The sequence below is a fragment of the Streptomyces sp. NPDC088794 genome (assembly GCF_044750545.1).
In the GTDB taxonomy this organism is placed as follows: Bacteria; Actinomycetota; Actinomycetes; order Streptomycetales; family Streptomycetaceae; genus Streptomyces.
In genome coordinates this window covers 356701-375598 of sequence record NZ_JBIVKB010000012.1, presented here as the reverse complement: position 1 = coordinate 375598, position 18898 = coordinate 356701, and the positions used below count along the sequence as shown (strand labels likewise).

Here is an 18898-nt window from a genome sequence, read left to right as displayed (position 1 = left end):
CAACGGCAGCGGGTCGGAGGCGGTGACGAACTCCCGCAGCGGATGCCCGGCCAGGACCGCGTCCACCTCCGGCGTCAACCCCGCCGCCAACCGGGCCTCGACCGGGAGCGAGTCGTCGAGCAAGGTCTCCGCCGCCGCCAGCACCGTCGTACGCGCCGCTCCTTCGGGGACTCCGGCGGCCGCCCGCTCGAACAGGGCGGCGCCTTCCTCCAGGACCAGGCCGGTGTCGATGCCGGCCGGGATCTTGATGCGGGCGTGGTGCCGCCAGGTGGAGACCGGGTCGCTCCACGCCTCGACCTGATAGGTCCAGTGGCCGACGGCGGCAGGTGTCACCTCGGCGGCCCAGGGTCCGAACCCGGGGTCAGTTCGCGCATAGGCGTCCACGGGCCGGTGCGGCCGTCCGGGTCGGTGAGGACGACGTTGGCGGCGACCGCGTCGTGGCCCTCGCGGAAGACGGTCGCCGAGACCTGGAACGACTCGCCGGCCACCGCCTTCGCCGGGCGCCTGCCGTACTCGACGACCGGTCGGACGTCGCGTACCGGGATGCGGCCGATGGCCGGGATCGGGCTCATGGGTGTCACCTCCGCCGTGCTCGGGCCGGGCCCGAGGCCCGGCGGGGATGAAAGATGCGCCGCTGGGCGGCTACCGCCCAGCGGGGGACGGCAGGTCCGCGGCCGGGGGGCCGTGTCGGGCGGCCATGCTCACGCGCAGGTCCTGCTCCCGGAGGTAGGCCACCAGTGTCGTGCGCAGATAGCGCTCGGCGGCCTCCGCGGCCTCGCGGGCGCAGCGCTTGCCCAGCAGCACGCACAGGGTGTAGCCCGCGTCCTCGAAGGTGGCCCGTACGGTGCGGTCGGCGGGGGACGCGAGCATCGCGCGCTCCCAGATCCGGTACCGCCGCAGTTGCCGGGCGACTTCGGCTTTGGCCGGTAGCAGCATGGCGCCGTTCACCTTCCCGGCTCGATCGCGCGTATCCCGACCGTCGGGCGGCGACCGCGCGCGGACACGCGCGGGCCCGTTGCGGGCATCGAGGTCTTCACACATGGTGCACGCGTGACGACTCAGCGTCTTGTTGGACCTTCAACTAACGAAGATGTGGCTCGTATGTGGCCATGTGCGCTCTCAGGAGTTCGCTCGTGTTGCACGAATGGCGTAGCTCTCCCACTCTTGAGGTGACTCAGGAGCGATCAATGCTCACCCTTCGTGTTCGGGGCCCGTCCCGCGGGGACGGTGCGGAGCCGCAGCTTCGCCGGTGAGGAGCTAACGACGATGAAGACCGCAGTCCCCTGCTACTACCACCTCGATGTGGAAGTCGGCCCGGAGCGGGTCGGACAGGTTCGGCGCATTCTGGCCGCGCACTTGCGGCTCTGGGATCTGGAGACGTTGGTGGAGCCCGTCTGCCGTGGTGCCGAGCTGTTGCTGAAGGCCATCGACGAGCACGCGAGCGACAAGAACACCTCGATCGAGATGTGGTGGAACGGCCAGCATCTGATCACGGCCATCGGCGACCACGACAGTGAGCTGCGCCCGGACCAGGAACTGCGGTCCTGTCTGCGGCGCATCGCCGCGATGAGCGACGGGTGGGGCTGCTGCGCCACGGACGCCGGCAGCAGGGTCATCTGGTTCTCGCAGCGGGCCCGCGCCGGCGGGCGCGTCCCCCTGGTGCCGACGGCCCCGTCGCCGAGCCTGCGCGCGGTGCGTCAACTGCCGCGCGAGGTGCCCGCCGAGGCCCTGGCCCCGCCGTCGAGCGGTCCTCTGGAAGCCGCCCGGTGACCCGGAGGAACCGTCGCACGGCAGGGGCGCCCGTCTGGAGCGGGCGCCCCTGTCCGTTGGGCGCCGAGTTCGACGGCAAGGGCACCAACTTCGCGCTGTTCAGCGAGGTCGCCGAGCGCGTCGAGCTGGTCCTCGTGGACGACGACGGCACCGAGCGCCGTGTCGAGATCACCGAGGCCGACGGCTTCGTCTGGCACTGCTACCTGCCCGGAGTCGGCCCGGGCCAGCGCTACGGCTACCGCGTCCACGGCCCCTGGGACCCGGAGTCGGGCCACCGCTGCAATCCGGCGAAGCTGCTCCTCGACCCGTACACCAGGGCGGTGGACGGCCAGATGGACAGCCACGCCTCGCTCTTCGAGCGCACGGCGGACGGCCCCTCGCCGACCGACAGCGCCGGGCACACGATGCTCGGCGTGGTCACCGACCCGGCCTTCGACTGGGGCGACGACCGCCCACCGGGCCGTTCCTACGCCGAGACGGTGATCTACGAGGCCCACGTCCGCGGTCTCACCCGCACCCACCCCGAGGTCCCCGCCGAACTGCGCGGCACCTACGCCGGATTGGCACACCCCGCGATCGTCGAGCACCTCACCTCGCTCGGGGTGACGGCGGTGGAGCTGATGCCGGTCCACCAGTACGTGCAGGACGGCGTCCTCAAGGACCGCGGCCTGTCCAACTACTGGGGCTACAACACCATCGGCTTCTTCGCCCCGCACAACTCCTATGCCGCACAAGGCAGTCCGGGCGGACAGGTCACCGAGTTCAAGTCGATGGTGAAGGCGCTGCACGCGGCCGGCCTCGAAGTGATCCTGGACGTCGTCTACAACCACACCGCCGAGGGCAACGAGAAGGGCCCCACCCTCTCCTTCCGGGGCATCGACAACGCCTCGTACTACCGCCTGGTGGACGGCGACTGGGGTCACTACTACGACACCACCGGCACCGGCAACAGCCTGCTCATGCGGCACCCGTACGTGCTCCAGCTGATCATGGACTCGCTGCGGTACTGGGTCACCGAGATGCATGTCGACGGTTTCCGTTTCGACCTCGCGGCCACGCTGGCCCGGCAGTTCCACGAAGTCGACCGGCTCTCCGCGTTCTTCGACCTCATCCAGCAGGACCCCGTGATCAGCCGCGTCAAGCTGATCGCCGAACCCTGGGACGTGGGGGAGGGCGGCTACCAGGTGGGCAACTTCCCGCAGCTGTGGTCGGAGTGGAACGGCAAGTACCGGGACACCGTGCGGGACTTCTGGCGCGCCGAACCGCACACGCTCGGCGAGTTCGCCTCCCGGCTGACCGGCTCCTCCGACCTGTACCAGCACAGCCGGCGCCGCCCGCGCGCCAGCGTCAACTTCGTCACCGCGCACGACGGCTTCACCCTGCGCGACCTCGTCTCGTACAACGACAAGCACAACGAGGCCAACGGCGAGGGCAATCGGGACGGTGAGAGCGACAACCGCTCCTGGAACTGCGGTGTCGAGGGCGAGAGCGACGACCCGGGCGTCCTCGACCTGCGCGCCCGCCAGCAGCGCAACCTGCTGGCCACCCTGCTCCTCTCGCAGGGCATCCCGATGCTCTGCCACGGCGACGAACTGGGCCGCACCCAGCGCGGCAACAACAACGCCTACTGCCAGGACAGCGAAGTCTCCTGGATCGACTGGCGGTTGACCGACGAGCAGCGCGACCTCGCCGACTTCACCCGGTACGTCATCGGCCTGCGCGCCGCCCACCCCGTACTGCGCCGGCGCCGGTTCTTCCGCGGCGAGACCGCCACGCATCCCGATCAGCCGCTGCCCGACCTGGTGTGGCTGGCACCGGACGGGCGCGAGATGACGGAGGAGGACTGGCAGCGCCCCGACGCGCACTCCGTCGGCGTCTTCCTCAACGGCGACGCCATCGCCGAACCCGACCCGACCGGGCGGCCGGTCGTCGACGACTCCTTCCTGCTCCTGCTCAACAGCCACTGGGAGCCGGTGGAGTTCCTGCTGCCCGATGTGAGTTACGGCGAGCGCTGGACGACCCTCGTCGACACCGCCGAGGCCCAGGGCGAGCCCGACGAGGCGGAGCACAAGGCGGGCACGGAGATGGCCGTAGAGGCGCGCAGCCTGGTGCTGCTGACCCGGCCCGCCCGCACGGCCGGCTGAGAGTCAGCGCTCGCGGCGCGAGGTCACCGTGAACAGCGCGCCGTCGGGGTCGCGCAGCACGGCCTCGTCACTCCCCTTGGACAGCACGCTGCCGCCGTGGAGTTCTGCCGCGCGGACGCACGCCCCGACGTCCGCGACCACGAAGTGGACCTGCCAGTGGGGTCGGAGCGTGGGATCGGGGGCCGCGCCCAGGGCGCCGGAGTCGATGCGGGCCACGATCGTGTCCTCGCTGCGCAGCACGACCTCGCCGCCCTCGTACTGGACCTCGACGCCGCCGGGCCGCCCGGACGCCCAGTCGAAGACCTCGCCGTAGAAGATCGCCGCGGCGAAGGCGTCCCGCGTGTGCAGCCGGATGAAGGTCGGGGCCGCCCGGCGCCATCTCTCCCAGTGCGAGACGAGCTGTCCCTCCCAGATGCCGAAGGTCGCGCCGTCGCGGTCGGCCAGCAGCGCCGCCCGCCCGGGCGTGAAGGAGATCGGCCCGACCGCGGCCGTGCCGCCGCGTTCCTTCACCTTCGCCACGGCCTCGTCCGCGTCCCGCGCGGCGAAGTACGGCGTCCACGCCACCGCCATCTGCCACATGGTCGCGACGGCGGCGACCCCGGCGACGGGCGTGCCGTCGGCCAGCGCGATCCGGAAGCGGTCGCCGAGGCTCGCGGTCCGCCATCGCCAGCCCAGGACGGCTCCGTAGAACCTCTCGGTGGCGTCCAGATCGCGGCTGGTCAGGCTCACCCAGCAGGGGGCGCCGAACACGGACTGGGTGGAGGTGGTCCTCGGTTCGGCGTCGGGGCGGGTCGTGTCGTGGTTCATGGCACTCGCGTCCTGGTCTCGTCGGCCGGCACACACCGGTCCGCTCACCAGTGTCCGGCCGGAAGGGGTCCGGGCGCCTGCCGAGTACCCCGGCCGAGAGTGTCGAGCCGTGCGCCCGCCGGGTGGCACACGGCCGGGCGAGTGACGACGATAGGGGGAACGGAAACAGTGCCCGAGGCGACCATCGGGAGGCGGCGATGACCACGGACGGGGACCCGGACCGCATCTTCGCGCTGCAGGAGGAGGTCCACCAGCTCAAGGAGGCCGTCTCCTCGCACGCCGTCGTCGACCAGGCGATCGGGATGGTGGTCGCCCTCGGCCGGGTCACTCCGGACGAGGGGTGGGAGATCCTCAAGGAGGTCTCCCAGCACACCAACATCAAACTGCGCAGCGTGGCCGAGCTGATCCTCGTCTGGGGCCGCAGCGGAGCCATGCCCCCGGAGATCCGCGCCGAGCTGGAGGACGCCCTGGACCGGTACGGCCCGACCCAGATCCCGGGCGTCCCGACCGAGCGGTGAGGGGCCCGGGGCGGACGGCCCGCTTCAGCCGGCCCGGGTGAGCACCTCCTCGCGGACCTGCGCGCAGCAGCCGGTCAGCAGGCGGGAGACATGCATCTGCGAGATGCCCAGCTGCTGGGCGATGTGCTTCTGGGTCATGCCCCGGAAGAAGCGCAGATACAGGATGGTCCGCTCGCGCTCGGGCAGCGCCCGCAGACACGGCTCCACGGTCACGCGGTCCACGACGGTGTCGTAGGCCGAGTCGGGTCCGCCGAGCGCGTCGCCCAGGGTGTAGCTGTCGCTGCCGGGCATCTCCGCGTCGAGCGACAGCGCGGAGTAGCAGTCGATGGCTTCCATCCCGGTCCGCACCTCGGCCTCGGTCAGCCGCGCCCGCTCGGCGATCTCGGCGACGGTCGGGGACCGGCCCGGAATCGTCTGCGCCAGTTCCTTCATGGCCTTCCGCACCCGATTGCGCAGGTCCTGGACCCGGCGCGGCACGTGCAGCGTCCAGGTGTGGTCGCGGAAGTGCCGCTTGACCTCGCCGGTGATCGTGGGCACCGCATAGGCCTCGAAAGCGTGGCCGCGGGCCGGGTCGTAGTGGTCGACGGCCTTGACCAGGCCCAGCGCTGCGACCTGGCGGAGGTCCTCCAGGGACTCGCCGCGCCCCCTGAACCGGACGGCGATCCGCTCGGCCATGGGCAACCAGGCCCGGACCAGCTCGTCCCGCAGCGCGTTGCGGTCGGGTCCCTCGGGCAGCCGCGTGAGCCGTTCGAAGGCCGCAGCGGTGTCCGGGGCGTCGTCGTGCGGGTGGGGTTTGGTTCTGCCGGTGGTGCTACGCATGGCGCGCACTTCCCTCAGCCGGTGCCGGATGGACGGACACCGTGGGAGGCGCGTACTCGCGGCTCCAGGAGGACACCCGGGGCCCGACCGGCGGGCTCCCACGGACGTGCCTCCTGTCCGAAGCACTGAGATACGGATTCCCGTATTCCGGGTGTTCGAAACAATTCGGACATCGGCGCGGTGATCCGCCGACCCGCGTGCTTGACCAAGCCTTGGGTTCATTACCTCTGCTACAGAGGTAATCTCCAGCTGTGGAATCCGACGCGAAGCCCGACCTGGAACCGGAGAACTCCCCGGACGAGTTGATGGACGCCCTCATCGGTGTCCAGCGGCTCCTCCGTCGCCGTCTGCGTTCGCAGATCGCGCCGCAGCTGCGCGGCGCCGAGGTGGAATTGCTGCGGCTGGTCGTGAACCAGCCCGGCATCGGCATCTCCGACGCCGCCAAAGACCTGTACCTGGCCAGCAACTCGGTGTCGACGCTGGTCAACCAGCTGTCCCGGCAGGGCTATCTGGTCCGCGAGACCGACCCCGCCGACCGGCGCGCCGCCCGCCTGCTGCCGACCCCCGCCGCCCACGCGCGGCTCGACGCGTGGCGCAAACGGCGCGCCGAGCTCGTACGCGGCGGACTGGCCGGCCTCGACGAGGCGCACCGGGAGGCGCTGCACGCGGCGATTCCCGCCCTGCGCGCACTGGCCGACAACCTGCACGAGGAGGCCGAGGAGTCATGACACCGAACGCTGCCGGCGCTCGGCACGACGCCGTGACCTGCACCGGACTGACCTACACCTTCGGTGAGACCAAGGCCGTGGCCGGGCTCGACCTGTCGGTGGGGGAGGGTGAGGTCTTCGGCCTGCTCGGCCCCAACGGCGCCGGAAAGACCACGGCGATCAGATGCATCACCACCCTGTTGCCCGTGCCCGCAGGCATGGTCCACGTGTTCGGCAACGACGCGTCCGGGGACCGCATGGCCGTACGCCGGCTGCTGGGATACGTACCGCAGCAGCTGTCCGCCGACGCCGGACTCACCGGCCTGGAGAACGTCGCGCTGTTCGCCCGCGTCTTCGACGTGCCCCGCCGGGAGCGGGCCGCGCGCGTCGAACAGGCGCTGTCCGCCGTCGACCTCACCGACGCCGCGGGCCGGCTCGCCAGTACCTACTCCGGCGGCATGGTGCGCCGGCTCGAACTCGCCCAGGCCCTGGTCAGCGCACCCCGGCTGCTGATCCTCGACGAGCCGACCATCGGCCTCGACCCGATCGCCCGCACCGGCGTGTGGGAGCACATCAACGCCGTACGCGCCGCCACCGGCATGACCGTGCTGGTGACCACCCACTACATGGACGAGGCCGACCAGTACTGCGACCGGGTCGGCCTCATGCACCGCGGCCGCATCCGGGCCCTCGGCACGCCCAATCAGCTGAGGGAGGGGCTGGGTGAGCGCCGACGTGCCGAGGGCGCGCCGGCCGGCGCCTCGCTGCCCACCCTGGAGGACGTCTTCCGCGAGGTCGCGGGCAGCGGACTCGACGACCAGTCAGGAGGATTCCGCGATGTCCGAAGCACCCGCCGCACCGCGAACCGTGTCGGCTGACCGCCTCGACCCCGACGGCATCAACCTGCTGCTGCACCCGCCCGAGCCGCGCTCCGGCTGGCGGCTGCTGCCCGCCCGCGTGTGGGCGATGTGCGCCGTCGAACTGCAGAAGCTCAGCCACGACCGCACCGAGCTCTACACCCGCGCGGTCCAGCCCGCCCTGTGGCTGCTGATCTTCGGTCAGACCTTCACCCGCATCAAGGCGATCCCCACCCCCGGCATCCCCTACATCGACTACCTGGCGCCCGGCATCATCGCCCAGTCCGCGATGTTCATCGCCATCTTCTACGGCATCCAGATCATCTGGGAGCGGGACGCGGGCATCCTCAACAAGCTGCTCGTGACCCCGACTCCGCGCTCGGCGCTGATCACGGGCAAGGCCTTCGCGGCCGGCGTGAAGTCGCTGATCCAGGCCGTCGTCGTCATCGTCATCGCCGCGATCCTCGGGGTGTCCCTCACCTGGAATCCGCTCAAACTGCTCGGCGTCGGGGCGGTCGTGATCCTCGGATCGGCCTTCTTCTCCTGCCTGTCGATGACCATCGCCGGCATCGTGCTCAGCCGCGACCGGCTGATGGGCTTCGGACAGGCCATCACCATGCCGCTGTTCTTCGGCTCCAACGCCCTCTACCCCGTCTCGGTGATGCCCGGCTGGCTTCAGGTGGTCAGCAAGATCAACCCGCTGAGCTACGAAGTCGACGCCCTGCGCGGGCTGCTGCTCGGCACGCCCGCCCATCTCGCGCTCGACTTCGGAGTGCTCGCCGTCGCCGCCGCGCTGGGCATCGCCGCAGCCTCCTCGCTCCTCGGCCGGCTGGCCCGCTGATCATGGCCGAAGACGTGATGTGCGGCACGCGCCCACATGCGTGCGCCGGGGCGCGTGTGGCGATTCTGCCTGCGCACGGCTTGATCGCTGATCAAAGGGGGTGAATAGGCTGGCCACAGCGCATTCTGCTCATTTGACAGTGCGCTGAGCACACAGATAGGAAGCAGCTCTCTGAGGTGGAGAGGTGGACCGTGCACGAGCCGAACGTGGTCGGTGACTGGCAGGAGTACGACGAGCACGCCGGTCTGCGTGTCCGCGTCCACCGACTGGAAGCGGCCGAACCGCCGCGCGGCCGGGACGACGCGGCCGCCGGGCTGACGTACTTCAGCGTCCGCGTGACCGTCGAGAACCGCGGCAGCCGGCACTACGGCATCCACCTGGAGGACGGCCAGATCGACGTACGCATCGGGCCCGACGGCGAGGCCGCGTTCATCGACTGGCGCAACTCGCAGTTCATCGAGGGCTTCGACGTCTACCCGTTGCGCCGGGCCACCGCCGTCCTCTACGCGGCCGGTCCCGAGGCCTCTCTCGGCCAGGTGGACGTGCAGATCCAGCTGCGGGTCGACGAGGAGTGGACCGACCGCCGACTGTGGGCGGGCGGCATCGGCCTCGACGACGCATCCCCGTGCGCGCACACGGGCGCCGGACGCGAGGGCCTGGCCCACCAGGTGAGCAACTTCCTGCGGGGCCAGGCGGAAGAGGGCACCGCCTGAGGCGGTGAACGGAGAAGGGCACCGCTCGACGCGGTGCCCTTGCGGTCCTCAACGGGGGACGACGGCGCTCAGTGCGGGATGCCGTCGATGATCTCGCGGGCGCCCTGACGCAGCAGGGCCACGGCCACCGACGTGCCCAGGGTCGCCGGATCGAGGCGACCGGCCCACTCGTGGGCGTTGAGGCGGGTCTTGCCGTCCGGGGTGAACACACAGGCCCGCAGGGACAGTTCGTCCCCGTGGTCCACGCGCGCGTAGCCGGCGATCGGGCTGTTGCAGTGCCCCTGAAGGACATGCAGGAACATCCGCTCCGCCGTGGCCTCGCGATGCGTGTCCGGATCGCCCAGGCCGCTGACGGCGTCGATGAGTTCGCTGTCGCCCTCCCGGCACTGGAGCGCCAGGATGCCCGCGCCGATCGGCGGCATCATCGTCTCGGTCGACAGCACCTCGGTGATCACGTCCTCGCGGCCGATGCGTTCCAGGCCGGCCACGGCGAGGATCGCCGCGTCCGCCTCGCCGGCCGCCAGCTTCGCAAGGCGCCGGTTCGCGTTGCCGCGGAAGGGCACGCACTCCAGATGCGGGTGGGTGGCCAGGAGTTGGGCGACCCGGCGCACCGAGGAGGTGCCGATCCGCGTCCCCTCCGGAAGCTCGTCGAGGGTGAGTCCGCCCGGGTGGATCAGGGCGTCGCGGATGTCGTCGCGCTTGAGGAACGCCGCGAACGTCGTCCCCGCCGGCAGCGGTCGGTCCGCGGGCACGTCCTTGACGCAGTGCACCGCGAGATCGGCCTCGCCGGCCAGCAGCGCGGCGTCGACCTCCTTGGTGAACGCGCCCTTGCCCTCCACCTGGGAGAGATCGCCCATCCACTTGTCACCGGTCGTCTTCACCGGCACGACCTCGGTGCGCACACCGGGGTGCAGAGCCGTCAACTCGGCGCGGACGCGCTCCACTTGGGCGAGCGCCATGGGCGAGTCGCGGGAGACGATACGGATCAGTTCGGGCACGGACATGCGGACACGATAGACCTTCCCGGAAGGTCGTCCGCACGGGACGGGACGATTCTCACTCTCCTGCCGACAGGGTGGCCGGACACCCTCTACTGTGTTTGCGGCTCCGCGGCGATGGCCGCCACTTGGGACCGCGGCCAGGTCAGGATCGCGAGCGCCCCCACCGTGAGCAGCCCTCCGACCAGGACGGTTGCGCGCACCTCGACCAGCGGGAGCAACGCGCCGCCGAGCAGCGCGCCCGCGGCCACACCCACGTTGAAAGCGGCCGAGTTGGCCGCCAGCGCGGTCTCCGTGCGGCCCGGCGCCGTCAGGAGCACCTGACTCTGCGTGGCCATGAACACCGGCCCGACCGAGGCCCCGAGCAGCATCAGCAGCAGCACGGTCGCCACCTGACTGCCACCGCCCGCGTACAGGCCGATCAGCGCGACCGCCTGCGTCGTCACCGGCACGACGAGCGTGGCCCGCGGGTAGCGGTCGAGCAGCGGCCCGGTCACGGTGACCCCGACGAGACAGGCCGCGCCGAACGCGAACAGCACGGCGCTCACCGCGTCCTCGCCGAACCCGCTGACGTCGTCCAGGAAGGCGGCGATGTACGTGAACCCCGCGTAGACGCCGGTGACCGAGAGGGCGGTGGTGGCGAGGACGGTGAGGAACCGGCGCCGGTCCGGGGCGGCGCCGTACGCGGCGGGGTTGTCCTGTGGACGGGACGTCGGCAGCAGGACGGCGACGGCGACCAGCGAGACGAGCGCGAGCGCGCCGAGCACCGCGAACGGCGTCTGCCAGTCGGTGCGTACGCCCAGCCAGGTGCCGGCCGGCACGCCGAGCACCGTGGCCAGCGACCCGCCGACGGACAGCAACCCGATGACACGGCCGCGCCGTTCGGGCGGGAACAGCCCCACCGCGACCGGCCCCATGACCGCCCAGAACGCGGCCTGGGCCAGCGCCGTCGCCACCCGCGCCGCCAGCAGCAGCCCGTACGAGACCGAGCCCAGCGCCGTGACCCAGCTGGCGATCACCAACAGCCCGAGGAGTCCGGCCATGAGGTGTCTGCGCGGTACGGACCGGGTGGTGTGGACGATCGGCAACGACACCGCGGCCACGGTCAGCCCGTACCCGGTGACCAGCGTGCCCACGGCCGTGAGCGACACCTTGAGGTCGTCGGCCATGAGCGACAGCAGGCCGACGGGAATGTTCTCGGTGGTGTTGAAGGTGAACGCCGCCAGCATCAGGGCCGCGACGAGGGCGCTCCTGCGCCACGCGGCCGGACGTACGGTGTGCATCCAGGTGCCCTCCGGGACATCGACAAGTCGGCAAAAGCGCCGGAACCACGTCGGTACGGGTGCCGGAACCCGGGGGCCAGCGTGCTGGGGCGCGGGGCGGGCTTCTACTGTTTCGATCCGGGCCGAATCGCTCACGGAGGCCGCCTTGCCGCTGACCCTGCACCTGGGCACCGACGACCTGACGCGCTGCCGGTTCGCGATCTCGCCGCTGTGCCAGACGCACGAGGCACTGCGCCTGCTGCGCCGCCCGGCCCGGCACGCGTACCACCGCGCCTGGCTGCGCCGGGTACGCCGTACGCTGGCCGGCCTGGACCTGACGCCCCTGTGGCTGTTCATGCCGCCCGCCGGCGGCTACACGCCGGACTGTCTGGGGCCGCCGCCGGAGGAGCCGTACCCCTCCATCGAGGAGGAGCTGGCCCGGATGCGGGCCACCGACCCCGACCTGGCCCGGGCCGAGATGTCCCGTTCCCTCGCCTGCACACCGGGTCTCGCCGAGTCGCCCAGGGGCCGCGTCGCCCTCGACGACCCGACCGGCACCCTGCGCCGCCTCGCCGACCTCACCGAACTGGCCTGGCACGTACTGCTCGCTCCCGACTGGCCGCGCCACCGCGCCGTCCTGGAGGCCGACATCGCCCACCGCTCACGTCAGGCCGCCGACGGCGGCCTCGACGCGGTGCTCGCCGGACTGCACCCCGGCATCGAGTGGGCCGGTCCCACCCTCATCCTGCGCATGACCGGCGACCACGACGAAGCCCAACGGGCCGACGGGCGGGGCGTGTTGCTCATGCCGAGCGTCTTCGTGTGGCCCGACGTGGTCAGCGGCTTCGCCCGCCCCTGGCAGCCGACGGTCCTCTACCCGGCCCTCGGCATGGGCCGCCTCCACCAACTCCCGCCGTCCCGCCCGCCGGAGGCCCTCGCCCGCCTCCTGGGCCACCAGCGCGCCGCCGTCCTCACCGGCCTCACCACGCCCGCCTCGACCACCGAACTGGCCGACCGACACGGCCTGGCGCCCTCCACGGTCTCGGCCCACCTCACGACCCTGCGCGAGGCGGGCCTGCTCGACTCCCGCCGCCAGGGCTACTACGTCCTGTACGTCCGAACCGCCCTCGGAGACGCCCTGGTCGAGGGGAAGTAGACCCGGCGGCCGCGACCGGACCCCCGCGTCAGCTGTTCTGGGCCCGGTCGTACACCTTCTTGGCCAGCGCCCCGAAGACCTCGCCCTGCATCTCGGTCGGGGTCAGGGAGTCCAGGCCGCTGTTGACCGATACGAGGGTGCCCTTGCCGGTGGTGGAATCGAAGCCGGCCAGCCACGGGCCGCCGCTGGAGCCGCCGGTCAGGTCACAGGGGACGGCCTGGATGCCGAGCTTCTTCTTCGGTTTGCCGACGCAGTGCAGGAGTTCCTCGCCGAGCTGCGGGTGGGTGGCGGAGTAGCCGAAGGCGGAGATCGGGGCGCCGACGGGCCGGTTGAAAGCGATGGCCTGGCTGCCCACGACGTCGGTGAGCTTGCGGCCGCTCTTGTCGGTGTCGACGACCAGCGCGGCCAGATCGTCGGTGGAGTCCTTCTCCCAGGTGCGCGGGGTCGCGGCGCTGCGGACCGCGAACGTGCCGTACGGCTTCCTGCCCTTGCTGTAGCCGGGGACGAACACCATGGTGGTGTTGGTGTTCATGGGGGACGAGCCCAGGCGCACGCAGTGGGCCGCGGTCATGACGGCGGAGCGGTTGGCGCTCTTGACCGCCGTGGCCGTGCACCAGGTGTCGTAGCCGCGCGCGTTGACGAAGAAGAGCCTCCCCACGGTCTTGAGCGCGGTGCCCGTCCACGGCCTGGCCCTGGGCCCGGTCGGACCGAGGTCCACGGACTTCCCGACCGTCTTGATCCGGGCGGGCGTCCAGTAGGCGAGGGCGTCCTTGCGTTCCTTGACGGTGAACTTCAGGACGGAGACCGGGTCGGTCGCGGCCGTCGCCGGCATCGGCGCCGCGAGGGCGAGGGCCGTACCGACCACGGCGAGTCCCGTGGCCCGGCCACGAAGACGCCGGACGACGGAAGCGGAGGGCTCGGACATGGTGGATGTCTCCTCGGTCGGTGCGGTCGGTGCACCCTTCCAGAGAGGGGATCCGGTTGTCCGGTTGGCGCTGTCGATGTTCTGTGACACAGGTGCGCCGCGTGAGGAGGTCGCTCCGACGGGCGTACCGGCGGGCAGTTGTTTCGAGGTCCGTCCCCGGCGGTCCGCGCCGCACCCGCCCCACCGTGCGGAAAAACCGACGCGCGCCCCGTGGGTCATGGTCACTACGATGTAGGACGAACACAAACCAGTCGACCGGCCGACGGGAGGAGTGCCCTGAGGGCCGGTCGGGGTCGCCGATGCCAGGGACCGCTCCCCGGGCTGCGGTGATCTTCCTTCCCAGGAGGACCCCCCGCATGTTCCGAAGTATTGGCACCGCTGTCGTCCGTCATCCCGTCTGGACGATCGTGGCATGGCTGATAGCCGCGGTGGCCATTGTCGCCACCGCCCCCAGCCTGCCCTCGAACAGCGACGAGAGCAGTTTCCTGCCCAAGAGTTACGAGTCCATCAAAGCGGCGGATCTCCAGGAGAAGGCGTTCCCCAGCGCCTTCACCCCGTCCGCGATCGCGCTGTTCCAGCGCACCGACGGTGCCGAGCTGACAGCCGAGGACAAGAAGGATGTCGCCCGGATCACCACGGAGTTGGGCGACAAGAAGATCGACCAGGTGCAGAAGGTGGTCCCCGGCCAGCCGTCCGACGACGGCAGGTACACCATGACCCTGGTCCAGATGGACAGCAAGAACGCCGGCCAGCCCAAACAGGCCGACGCGGCCAAGGTGCTGCGTGACGACGTCAAGCAACTGACCAAGGGCACGGACCTCGACGTCAAGCTCGGCGGTTCCGCCGCGCAGGCCCTGGACCAGCAGGACTCGTCCAAGCGCGGTGAAGCGCTGATCGGCATCGGCACCTTCGTCATCATCCTGGTGACCCTGCTGATCATCTTCCGGGCGCCGATCCTCGCCTTCCTGCCCCTGATCACGATCGGGTTGGTCGCCGCGATCGCCAACGGGCTGATCGCGTACGCCACCAAGCTGTTCGACCTCCAGGCCAACAGCTCGATCTCGTCGATCCTGATCGTCGTGCTGTTCGGCGTGGGCACGGACTACTTCCTGTTCCTGATGTTCCGTTACCGAGAACGGCTGCGGGCAGGTGACGAACCCAAGGAGGCCATGGTCAACGCGGTCGCCCGGGTCGGCGAGGCCATCGCCTCGGCCGCGGGGGCGGTCATCATCGCCTTCCTCGCGCTGATCCTGTCGACGCTGGGCTTCCTCAAGCAGATGGGCCCGGCGCTGGCCATCGCGGTCACCGTCACCCTGATCGCCGGCCTGACCCTGATCCCGGCCGTGGTGTCGCTGATCGGGCCGAAGATCTTCTGGCCCTCCAAGACCTGGCAACGGGAGCCGCAGAACGCCCGGTTCGCCGCCCTCGGGCGCGGTGTGCAGCGCCGCCCGGCCCTGACCGCCGTGGCCTCCGGTCTCGTTCTCCTCGCGCTGTCGCTCGGCACGCTCGGCTACAAGGCCACCTTCGACCTGGCGTCGGGCTCCATGCCCAAGACCAAGGAGTCGATGGTCGTCCAGGACGAGATGCAGAAGGCGTACTCGGCGGGCGCCGCCGCCCCCACCGACGTGTATCTGTCCAGCGCGGACGGCAAGGCGCTCGACCGGAGCACCTTCGACGCGTACGCCCAGAAGCTCGGGGCCGTCGACGGTGTCGCGAGCGCCAAGATGAGCCAGGTCAACAAGGACGGCACGACCGCCGACTTCACCGTCACGCTCAAGTACGAGGCCTCGACGGACAAGGCGATCGACGCCGTGGGCCGGGTGCGGGACGTCGCGCACGCCGACGCCCCCGACGGTACGAAGGCCCTGGTCGGCGGTATGTCCTCGATCTACAAGGACATCGACACGGCGGTCAACCACGACTACCGGACGGTCTTCCCCGTCGCCGCCCTGCTGATCATGCTGATCCTGGGACTGCTGCTGCGCAGTGTGGTCGCGCCGTTCTACCTGATCGCCTCGGTGGGCCTCGGGTTCGGTGCCACGCTGGGTGCCACGGTCTGGATCTTCCAGGACGCGCAGGGACATTCGGGGCTGATGTTCATGCTCCCGGTGATCATGTATCTCTTCGTGGTCGCCATCGGCACCGACTACAACATCCTGATGATCGCGCGGCTCCGCGAGGAGGCCCGGGAAGGCCGGGATCCGCGCGAGGCGGCCAGTATGGCGCTGCGCCATGCCGGACCGACCGTGGCCGCGGCGGGCTTCATCCTCGCGGCCACCTTCGCCACGATGATGCTGGCCGGCAACGCGCTGCTCACGGAGATGGGCTTCGCGGTGTCCTTCGGCATCGCGGTCGCCGCCTTCGTGATGGCGATGTTCTTCACCCCGAGCCTCACCGCGCTGATCGGCCACGCGGCGTGGTGGCCCGGCCATGCGGACCGTCCGGTGGACGCTTCGGGCGGCTCGTCCGGCGGTTCGTCCGGCACCGGGCCGTCCTCCGGCGCCGGCCGGGACACGGTCGTCCACGACCCGGCGGGACGTCCCGGCTGACGCCTCGGTGACGCACGCACGACGGCCCGCCCGAGAAACCTCGGGCGGGCCGTCGTGCGTGCGCGGGTCAGGCGTTGGGGTCGAACGCGATGCCGGACGGCTTCGCGGACGAGAGGTGCGAGGCGAAACTGGCGTCCTTCAGGCCGAAGTTGGCGCTCCCGAAGTCGTAGGAGGTGAGCTTGTCGCGCAGCCCGGCCGGGTAGCCGTTCCAGCCGACGAGCGGCGGGTACTGCCAGGTGCCCTTGTGGTTCTCCGGCGGCTCGTCGTTGGTGTTGGCGAGCCGGAAGCAGTGCGTGCTGATGCCGTCCTTGTGGTAGACGATCTTCGCGTGGCTGCCGTCGAAGCGGACCGTGGAGGCCGCGTGCACGGTGAACGAGCCGTGGTTGGACGTCGAGACGTACTGGATCGCGCCGTTCTGCACCCAGACCACGACGTGCTCCCAGTCGTGCCGGTGGCCGCCGATGCTGGTGCCCGCGAGGGCCTGGTCCTTCTCGAAGTACAGGCCGTACATGTACGCGCACCAGCCGTTGTTGCACTTGTAGCGCGAGTAGGTGTTGGTGTCGTCGAGGTCGGAGGCGTCCCGGCAGTTCCCGTTGAGCGCGCCGGTCGGGTTGAGACCCCCGTTGATCGAGCCGTCGGGGCCGATGGCGGCGGTGGAGTAGCAGCCGTCCGTGTCGTAGTCGAAGGCCGGCTGGTAGGTGAACTCGGCGGCCTCGGCGTTCGCCGGCAGGGGCGGCGGGGGAGCGGCGAAGGCGACGGCGGGGAAGGCGAGTACGAGCGCGGCGGCACCGACGAATCCGGTGAGCCATCTCCTGCGGTGCGTCTTGAAGGTCGATGACGACACTGCGTCCTCCTGGGGGTGTGCGGGCGCAGCCCAACGGCTGTGGGGGGAAAGGGAGTTCAGCATCCCCGGTTTTCCCTGCCGCGCCAAGAGGTCACAGGCGTCCCAGTGGTGAAGCGCAGCCCAATAGTTGGCGAGTGGCGGTGAATGGCGACGAATGACGGATTGGTGACACGGCGTCAGGTGGGATCGTCCGGAAAGTCGGCCGCCGACTCCTCGGGCGCCAGGTCGGGCCGCAGCCGCAGCCAGGACGGCTGGCGCAGCAGCCCGGCCCGGGTACGGGTGCTGTAGCGGACCTCGCCGACCAGCCGGGGCACCACCCAGCGCGCGCCCGGCACCTGCGGCACCGGGTCGAAGGGGCACACGTCCGTCCCGGCGGCCCTCAACAGCGCGGCGAGCTGCGCGCGTTCGGCCTCGCTCCAGCCGGTGCCGACCCCGCCGACGTACCGCAGCCGCCCCGACGCCCGCTGGCCGACCAGCACCGCACCGGGCAGTCCCGCGAGCCGCCCCTTGCCCGGCAGCCAGCCGCCCACGACGACGTCCTCGGTGCGCAGATTGCGGATCTTGACCCAGGACCGGGAACGGACGCCCGGCTCGTACAGCGAGTCCAGCCGCTTGCACACGAGCCCCTCCAGACCGTGCTCGCGGGTGGCGCGCAGGGCCTGTTCGCCGTGGCCGACGAGTGCGGCGGGGGTGGACCAGTGCGGGCCGGCGAGGCCCAGTGCCGCCAACTGCTCGCGGCGCTCGGTGTAGGGGACCTTGAGGAGGGAGCGGCCGGCGAGGTGCATCAGGTCGAACAGCACGAGATGTACGGGTGCTTGTGCCGCCCGGCGCGCCGCGCGTCCCGGCGTGTGCGCGAGTCCCATCCGGGGTTGCAGCAACTGGAAGTCCGCGCGCCCCTGTTCGTCCAGCGCCAGCACCTCGCCGTCCAGTACGGCGGGCGTCGCGCCGAGCACCGTGCCCAGCGGCCGGAGTTCGGGATACGCGGCGGTGATGTCCTCCCCGGACCGGGCCCGCAGCAGGACACTGCCGTCGCCTTCGAGGTAGGCCACCACGCGCTGGCCGTCCTGCTTGGTCTCGTAGGCCCAACGGGCGTCCTGCACGGCGGGCGGGAGGGTGCCGGGCGTGGCGAGCATGGGCGGGATCAGGGGGAGGGTCACGGCTCAGTTGTCGACGCGGGGGCGGGCCGGCACGCCTGCGCCCCACAGGTTTCCCCTGAACGGCGCTGCCTCGGTCCGCACGGCGCCGCCTTCGTCCCGCACCTGAGCGAGATCCCCTCCGCGTCCGGCGCCGCGGGCCTCCGCGTCAGCGCTCCGCGGCCGGCGGTGCCTGCACCAGGCCCGACCGGTAGGCGATGACGACGAGTTGGGCGCGGTCACGGGCGCCCAGTTTCGTCATGGCGCGATGGACGTGGGTGCGGACCGTCAGCGGGCTGACGAAGAGCTTCCCGGCGATCTCCTCGTTGGAGTGGCCCTCGGCCACCCAGGTCATCACCTCCCTCTCGCGCGCCGTGAGCGGGGCGAGGTCGTCGGCGCCCGCCGGCCGTGCACCCCGCGCGGGTGTCATGAGGAAGCGGCCGATCAGCACGCGCGTGGCGGCCGGGGACAGCAGCGACTCGCCGGCGGCCACGGTCCGGATGCCGTCCAGGAGTTCGTCGGCCGTCACGTCCTTGCCGAGGAACCCGCTCGCACCGGCTCGCAGCGCCTGGGCGACGTACTCGTCGATCTCGAAGGTGGTGAGGATCAGTACGCGCGTGCCGCCCAGTTCGGGGTCGGCGCAGATGGTGGACGTGGCGGCCAGGCCGTCGGTGCCGGGCATGCGGATGTCCATCAGGACGAGGTCGGGACGGTGGGTGCGGGCCAGCGCGACGGCCTCGACGCCGTCGGTGGCCTCGGCCACCACCTCCATGTCGTCGCAGGAGTCGATGAGGATCCGGAACGTGGCCCGGAGCAGGGCCTGGTCGTCGGCGAGCAGTACGTGGATGGTCATGG

General features: G+C 71.1%; 18 protein-coding genes and 1 pseudogene. 9 read left to right on the top strand and 10 right to left on the bottom strand.

All coding sequences use genetic code 11. The annotated features are described in order from the left end of the window. Nucleotides 1-572: pseudogene (locus tag ACIP6U_RS31465) on the bottom strand (maltotransferase domain-containing protein); the annotation flags it as partial. Nucleotides 573-642: 70 nt separating this feature from the next. Next, nucleotides 643-936 (bottom strand): DUF5133 domain-containing protein, encoded by a 294-nt coding sequence (locus ACIP6U_RS31460; protein WP_401724807.1) that lies wholly within the window; start codon nucleotides 934-936, stop codon nucleotides 643-645. A gap of 330 nt (nucleotides 937-1266) precedes the next feature. Here ACIP6U_RS31460 and ACIP6U_RS31455 point away from each other — a divergent pair, with 330 nt between their 5' ends. Together ACIP6U_RS31455 and glgX are read left to right on the top strand one after the other, a co-directional pair. Then, a complete protein-coding gene (locus ACIP6U_RS31455; RefSeq protein WP_401724804.1) occupies nucleotides 1267-1770 on the top strand; it encodes a pep a2 in 504 nt (167 codons plus the stop codon). Then, nucleotides 1767-3914, top strand: coding sequence for a glycogen debranching protein GlgX (gene glgX, locus ACIP6U_RS31450; RefSeq protein WP_401724802.1), 2148 nt, complete (start codon nucleotides 1767-1769; stop codon nucleotides 3912-3914). The genes ACIP6U_RS31455 and glgX overlap by 4 nt, the downstream gene beginning before the upstream one ends. Nucleotides 3915-3917: 3 nt before the next feature. Here glgX and ACIP6U_RS31445 read toward each other — a convergent pair whose 3' ends face one another. After that, complete coding sequence (locus ACIP6U_RS31445; protein WP_401724798.1) at nucleotides 3918-4721, bottom strand: VOC family protein; 804 nt, start codon at nucleotides 4719-4721, stop codon at nucleotides 3918-3920. 197 nt (nucleotides 4722-4918) lie between these two features. Between ACIP6U_RS31445 and ACIP6U_RS31440 the strand changes: the two genes are divergently transcribed. After that, complete coding sequence (locus tag ACIP6U_RS31440) at nucleotides 4919-5239, top strand: ANTAR domain-containing protein (protein WP_401724795.1); 321 nt, start codon at nucleotides 4919-4921, stop codon at nucleotides 5237-5239. 24 nt (nucleotides 5240-5263) lie between these two features. Here the strand turns inward: ACIP6U_RS31440 and ACIP6U_RS31435 are convergent, their stop codons facing one another. Further along, entirely contained in the window at nucleotides 5264-6058 is a 795-nt protein-coding gene (locus ACIP6U_RS31435; RefSeq protein ID WP_401724793.1) for an RNA polymerase sigma factor SigF, read from the bottom strand. A gap of 275 nt (nucleotides 6059-6333) precedes the next feature. On the opposite strand from ACIP6U_RS31435, the gene ACIP6U_RS31430 reads away from it, so the two are divergent. The 4 genes from ACIP6U_RS31430 (at nucleotide 6334) to ACIP6U_RS31415 (ending at nucleotide 9176) form a co-directional block, all read left to right on the top strand. Then, a complete protein-coding gene (locus tag ACIP6U_RS31430; protein WP_401724832.1) occupies nucleotides 6334-6786 on the top strand; it encodes a MarR family winged helix-turn-helix transcriptional regulator in 453 nt (150 codons plus the stop codon). Beyond that, nucleotides 6783-7643, top strand: coding sequence for an ABC transporter ATP-binding protein (locus tag ACIP6U_RS31425; protein ID WP_401724790.1), 861 nt, complete (start codon nucleotides 6783-6785; stop codon nucleotides 7641-7643). The genes ACIP6U_RS31430 and ACIP6U_RS31425 overlap by 4 nt, the downstream gene beginning before the upstream one ends. Next, on the top strand, nucleotides 7603-8463 hold the full coding sequence (locus ACIP6U_RS31420) for an ABC transporter permease (RefSeq protein ID WP_401724787.1): 861 nt from the start codon (nucleotides 7603-7605) through the stop codon (nucleotides 8461-8463). Before ACIP6U_RS31425 ends, ACIP6U_RS31420 begins: the two co-directional genes overlap by 41 nt. Before the next feature lie 191 nt (nucleotides 8464-8654). Then, nucleotides 8655-9176, top strand: coding sequence for a hypothetical protein (locus ACIP6U_RS31415; protein WP_401724785.1), 522 nt, complete (start codon nucleotides 8655-8657; stop codon nucleotides 9174-9176). Between the two features lie 68 nt (nucleotides 9177-9244). On the opposite strand, the gene hemC is transcribed toward ACIP6U_RS31415, so the two are convergent. Beyond that, the gene (gene hemC, locus ACIP6U_RS31410) at nucleotides 9245-10180 is read right to left on the bottom strand and encodes a hydroxymethylbilane synthase (protein WP_401724783.1); all 936 of its coding nucleotides are present in this window, start codon (nucleotides 10178-10180) and stop codon (nucleotides 9245-9247) included. A gap of 86 nt (nucleotides 10181-10266) precedes the next feature. After that, nucleotides 10267-11457 (bottom strand): MFS transporter, encoded by a 1191-nt coding sequence (locus tag ACIP6U_RS31405; RefSeq protein WP_401724780.1) that lies wholly within the window; start codon nucleotides 11455-11457, stop codon nucleotides 10267-10269. Between the two features lie 145 nt (nucleotides 11458-11602). Here ACIP6U_RS31405 and ACIP6U_RS31400 point away from each other — a divergent pair, with 145 nt between their 5' ends. After that, entirely contained in the window at nucleotides 11603-12592 is a 990-nt protein-coding gene (locus ACIP6U_RS31400) for a DUF5937 family protein (protein WP_401724778.1), read from the top strand. A gap of 28 nt (nucleotides 12593-12620) precedes the next feature. Here ACIP6U_RS31400 and ACIP6U_RS31395 read toward each other — a convergent pair whose 3' ends face one another. Beyond that, a complete protein-coding gene (locus ACIP6U_RS31395; RefSeq protein ID WP_401724775.1) occupies nucleotides 12621-13517 on the bottom strand; it encodes a trypsin-like serine peptidase in 897 nt (298 codons plus the stop codon). A gap of 356 nt (nucleotides 13518-13873) precedes the next feature. Between ACIP6U_RS31395 and ACIP6U_RS31390 the strand changes: the two genes are divergently transcribed. Further along, nucleotides 13874-16066: an MMPL family transporter gene (locus ACIP6U_RS31390; RefSeq protein WP_401724772.1), complete on the top strand. Its 2193-nt coding sequence runs from the start codon at nucleotides 13874-13876 to the stop codon at nucleotides 16064-16066. Nucleotides 16067-16133: 67 nt separating this feature from the next. Here ACIP6U_RS31390 and ACIP6U_RS31385 read toward each other — a convergent pair whose 3' ends face one another. The 3 genes from ACIP6U_RS31385 to ACIP6U_RS31375 all read right to left on the bottom strand — a co-directional run bounded on the left by ACIP6U_RS31385 (nucleotide 16134) and on the right by ACIP6U_RS31375 (nucleotide 18896). Beyond that, nucleotides 16134-16910: an NPP1 family protein gene (locus ACIP6U_RS31385; protein ID WP_401724769.1), complete on the bottom strand. Its 777-nt coding sequence runs from the start codon at nucleotides 16908-16910 to the stop codon at nucleotides 16134-16136. Between the two features lie 176 nt (nucleotides 16911-17086). Next, on the bottom strand, nucleotides 17087-18067 hold the full coding sequence (gene ligD, locus ACIP6U_RS31380; RefSeq protein WP_401724767.1) for a non-homologous end-joining DNA ligase: 981 nt from the start codon (nucleotides 18065-18067) through the stop codon (nucleotides 17087-17089). A 145-nt stretch (nucleotides 18068-18212) separates the two neighbouring features. After that, nucleotides 18213-18896 (bottom strand): response regulator, encoded by a 684-nt coding sequence (locus tag ACIP6U_RS31375; protein ID WP_401724765.1) that lies wholly within the window; start codon nucleotides 18894-18896, stop codon nucleotides 18213-18215. Between the last annotated feature and the right edge of the window lie 2 nt (nucleotides 18897-18898).

Bases quoted from the DNA above. Each gene is read 5' to 3' on its own strand.
- ACIP6U_RS31460 (WP_401724807.1), bottom strand. From the start codon at position 936: ATGCTGCTACCGGCCAAAGCCGAAGTCGCCCGGCAACTGCGGCGGTAC.
- ACIP6U_RS31455 (WP_401724804.1), top strand. From the start codon at position 1,267: ATGAAGACCGCAGTCCCCTGCTACTACCACCTCGATGTGGAAGTCGGC.
- ACIP6U_RS31445 (WP_401724798.1), bottom strand. From the start codon at position 4,721: ATGAACCACGACACGACCCGCCCCGACGCCGAACCGAGGACCACCTCC.
- ACIP6U_RS31440 (WP_401724795.1), top strand. From the start codon at position 4,919: ATGACCACGGACGGGGACCCGGACCGCATCTTCGCGCTGCAGGAGGAG.
- ACIP6U_RS31435 (WP_401724793.1), bottom strand. From the start codon at position 6,058: ATGCGTAGCACCACCGGCAGAACCAAACCCCACCCGCACGACGACGCC.
- ACIP6U_RS31425 (WP_401724790.1), top strand. From the start codon at position 6,783: ATGACACCGAACGCTGCCGGCGCTCGGCACGACGCCGTGACCTGCACC.
- ACIP6U_RS31420 (WP_401724787.1), top strand. From the start codon at position 7,603: ATGTCCGAAGCACCCGCCGCACCGCGAACCGTGTCGGCTGACCGCCTC.
- hemC (WP_401724783.1), bottom strand. From the start codon at position 10,180: ATGTCCGTGCCCGAACTGATCCGTATCGTCTCCCGCGACTCGCCCATG.
- ACIP6U_RS31405 (WP_401724780.1), bottom strand. From the start codon at position 11,457: ATGCACACCGTACGTCCGGCCGCGTGGCGCAGGAGCGCCCTCGTCGCG.
- ACIP6U_RS31395 (WP_401724775.1), bottom strand. From the start codon at position 13,517: ATGTCCGAGCCCTCCGCTTCCGTCGTCCGGCGTCTTCGTGGCCGGGCC.
- ACIP6U_RS31390 (WP_401724772.1), top strand. From the start codon at position 13,874: ATGTTCCGAAGTATTGGCACCGCTGTCGTCCGTCATCCCGTCTGGACG.
- ACIP6U_RS31375 (WP_401724765.1), bottom strand. From the start codon at position 18,896: ATGACCATCCACGTACTGCTCGCCGACGACCAGGCCCTGCTCCGGGCC.